This window comes from Trichocoleus sp. FACHB-262 (assembly GCF_014696035.1).
Lineage (GTDB): Bacteria > Cyanobacteriota > Cyanobacteriia > FACHB-46 > FACHB-46 > Trichocoleus.
This window is the reverse complement of sequence record NZ_JACJPK010000006.1, coordinates 1-3182: the sequence shown is the minus strand read 5'-3', so window position 1 is coordinate 3182 and position 3182 is coordinate 1. Positions and strand designations below refer to the sequence as shown.

General features: G+C 42.9%; 4 protein-coding genes and 1 pseudogene. 3 read left to right on the top strand and 2 right to left on the bottom strand.

Annotation, left to right across the window (positions count from 1 at the left end; all coding sequences use genetic code 11):
* Together H6F68_RS00120 and H6F68_RS00115 are read left to right on the top strand one after the other, a co-directional pair.
* Positions 1 to 137: pseudogene (locus tag H6F68_RS00120) on the top strand (IS1 family transposase); the annotation flags it as partial.
* Positions 138 to 250: 113 nt separating this feature from the next.
* Complete coding sequence (locus H6F68_RS00115; protein WP_190555682.1) at positions 251 to 1117, top strand: hypothetical protein; 867 nt, start codon at positions 251 to 253, stop codon at positions 1115 to 1117.
* A gap of 82 nt (positions 1118 to 1199) precedes the next feature.
* Here the strand turns inward: H6F68_RS00115 and H6F68_RS29240 are convergent, their stop codons facing one another.
* A complete protein-coding gene (locus tag H6F68_RS29240) occupies positions 1200 to 1334 on the bottom strand; it encodes a hypothetical protein (RefSeq protein WP_277875980.1) in 135 nt (44 codons plus the stop codon).
* Positions 1335 to 1724: 390 nt separating this feature from the next.
* Between H6F68_RS29240 and H6F68_RS00110 the strand changes: the two genes are divergently transcribed.
* Complete coding sequence (locus H6F68_RS00110) at positions 1725 to 2456, top strand: hypothetical protein (RefSeq protein WP_190555681.1); 732 nt, start codon at positions 1725 to 1727, stop codon at positions 2454 to 2456.
* 150 nt (positions 2457 to 2606) lie between these two features.
* Here H6F68_RS00110 and H6F68_RS00105 read toward each other — a convergent pair.
* A partial coding sequence (locus H6F68_RS00105; protein WP_242065275.1) for a hypothetical protein occupies positions 2607 to 3182 on the bottom strand: 576 nt, incomplete at its 5' end.

Genomic DNA, 3182 nt, shown 5'->3' with positions numbered 1-3182 from the left:
ATACCCGACTGAGGCATTATTTAGCACGATTGCACCGGAAGACCTTGTGCTACTCCAAATCAGTTGAGATGTTGAAGTGTTCACTTCGGTTGCTGCTGCATTATTTGAAGTATCGGACAATTCCTCTCTCAGCTTAAATCATTACCTATTCAGCAACGTCCCGTTGAGATGTTAGTTTAAGCTAGTTCTTCTTTTTTAACTCAAAATTAGAGTTAAATCTGCTCAAGAATCCTCTGGTGATAATATTTTCATGAATAACAAAAATACTGAAGAGAAAGTATCTTCCAATTCTGAGAGCGAAAAAGAGCATTTAACATTTACAGATAGATTACCTAATTGCATGCAGTCAATTATCAACTTTGCTAAAGGAGAAGGTGTACACTTAGTCGTTTTAGTTATATTATTTTTTGTCAGCGTTAGGCTTCTTACCCAGTTTGGTGGGTCGCTTGCTAATAAATTCTTTGCTTCTTTAGAAGTTGATTATAGGCTGCTTCCAAAAACTGAGAACGAGGAAATATTAAATTTCAGAGATGCGGAGGAAGCAAGATTAAAAAATTATGCCAGAAATATGCAGGGATCAGAATTTGCGAAACAAAGACTAGTAGAACAAACGAAAGAGATACAAGGAAGAGTTAGAAGCCATGTTCAAGTTACAAAATATTTTTACGTTCAATACTTTGTATCAGTTACAACAGCTACAGTTTCAGCAGTTATTGCAGCAATATGCTTATTCTCTATTAGTAAGTCAGGGTGGAGCAACACAAAAAACTCTCTTCTCTCGTTATTTGTTGTTTCATTTGGATTTGCAACAATTTTCTCAGCGTATATTGTAGTTTTTAAGTATGAAGAAAATATTTCACAAAACAAAACTCTGTATCTTGCTTATGCTGCTCTTGAAGATAGAGTAAGTAGCTATTTTGCAACGGGTCAGTTTCTAATTAACTCTGCTCAAGGAGAACGGACAGCAATAACCAATTCAAGTCAAGTAATTCAATTCATTGATGACGAACTTGCAACTATCAATAATATTGCTATTGGCTTTGACGCTACAAAAATACCCAATTATCAGGATTATCAGAATCTTGGTGACGGTACTTCTTCAAACGATGCTCCCTGATGATTGAAAGTTTTCGGAGGAAATTTGTAGTTTACTCAGTTCAGTAAGGGTCTAACAATCACACTGCACTGGAACATACCAATTACGATCGGTTGAGATGCAAAGGTTGTTTACGTCCGGTGAGCTTGGTCATTACCCAGCCCACCCTTAAGCCAGCATTCGCCTCAATTGCGCGATCGCTCAGCAGCAGCCAAGAAACCCCAAGCCTCCCACTCATCCTCGTGAGTCAGTTGTCCCATTTTGGGACGTGTAGCGATCGCCTTTCAACTCAGAACCACTGCAAGAAGATGTCCGAATTCTGGACAACTGGCGCGATGAGCAGTAGTCCCACTGCCTTGGTTGCGTTCCCCAATTGGGGAAAAGTTGAAAGGGCGATCGCCTGATGAAGGGATAAGGGGTAGAGGGGCGATTGTACTGGTGACGCAAAACCTAAGAAGCTATCATATTCAGAAAACTTTTGATTTTCGGTTGATTGCTTAGTAGGGTAAGGCGATCGGCTTGGTGAAGAGCAAGAAGGGCGATCGAAAGTTGCTCATGAGCACCCTTTTGGGTAATACCACATCTAATCCCATTCTGATATCTAAGGATTAGTTGCATCAAGATAGGTATGAGTAACAACGCTTCTGTACCATCAACGCCTGAATCAGGCGTTGCAGAAATTGTAGATGATGCTGCCCTAAAAGAAAGAGAGCTTGCCCTAAAAGAAAGAGAACTGGCCTTAAGAGAGCAAGAAGCAAAAGCCAAAATAGAACTTGAGAAACGAGGTGTATGGTTTTCTTCCCCTTTGCTGATTGGGCTTGCATCCGCAATTTTTGGCTTGGCTGGTACTGGAATTGGGGCAGCTTTACAAGGCCACTCAAACTTTCAGCTAGAGAGGCAAAAGTTTGATACAAACTTTCAGCTAGAGAGGCAAAAGTTTGAATTTTCTCTGATTCAAAAAGCATTAGATATTAAGGACAGAGATGAAGCTGCAAAGCAGTTAATGTTTTTGGTTGGTTCTGGGATAATTCAAAGTCTTGATGCTGAAAAGATACGAGAACTAGCCCGTCAACCTAGTAAACTACCTGTCTCGTCAGATATAAAGGTGCTCAGAAGGCAGGCCACTCCAGGGTGTGTGATTACTGTCACCAATTCATTAGTTAGCTTGCTGAGTCAGCCATACACTTTTAGCCGACAGCTTATTAGAGTAGAACCAGGCGATTACAAAGTTACAGAACAGGTGATTACTTCTCTTGGCAAGGATGAGGAAGGGTGGTTTCAAATTGAATCTCAAGGTAGAGAAGGGTGGATAGAAGATGATACTTGGAATATTGCCGAAAAGAATAGTGCATGTCCATGAAGCATGAGGCTTAGAGTTCGGTAAATCCTTCGGCTTAGACGAAATAAATGCCCGGTCTAGCAAGCCTGTGGGAGCAAATTGGTAATAGATATTGCCATGTCTGAGATGTTAGCTATAGCTGCTCAACAGGCTAGCTGCTTCAATCAGTCGTTAAGTTAGCATTTCCCTCAATCGCGCGATCGGGAATGCAGCCGCTAAGAAGTCCCAAGGCTCCCACTCGTCATCGTTAGTCAGAACGTACTGCTCATCTCCGACCATCTGGCTAGCAGTAACCAGCCTCAAGCGATGAGCTAGGTCAAACCATTCTTTGAAGCCTGGTTCTGCGGCTTTGGTTGCTTTCGGATGCTCGCTTCCCCCCAGTTTCCAGCACTGACTAATCGCATCCCTGAGCAAGCCGATCGGATTCCTTACTTCATGCCTGTCTCGATACTCAACGGCAGCAGCCAGAGCATCACTCACTACTTCAAGCGGGGCCGCTAAAACTTCAGCCTTCAAAGGCAAGGTGAGCGGAAATCCTGCTTGTGCAATTTTTGAAAAAATGGCGACTTGGGCAGCGGCGGAAGAATTGTCCTCTGCAACCTGTTCCACCTTGGACCCAGATGCTTTTAGAACGGGTTGAGGCTTAACAGGAAGGGGTGCGCTTACTGGCTTGGAATCTTCAGATCCTTCTACCCCTACAACAACAGGGAGGGTGGGGGGCTCCGTTGTTGTGGTGTCTATTGGGGT

Bases quoted from the DNA above. Each gene is read 5' to 3' on its own strand.
- H6F68_RS00115 (WP_190555682.1), top strand. From the start codon at position 251: ATGAATAACAAAAATACTGAAGAGAAAGTATCTTCCAATTCTGAGAGC.
- H6F68_RS00110 (WP_190555681.1), top strand. From the start codon at position 1,725: ATGAGTAACAACGCTTCTGTACCATCAACGCCTGAATCAGGCGTTGCA.
- H6F68_RS29240 (WP_277875980.1), bottom strand. From the start codon at position 1,334: ATGAGTGGGAGGCTTGGGGTTTCTTGGCTGCTGCTGAGCGATCGCGCA.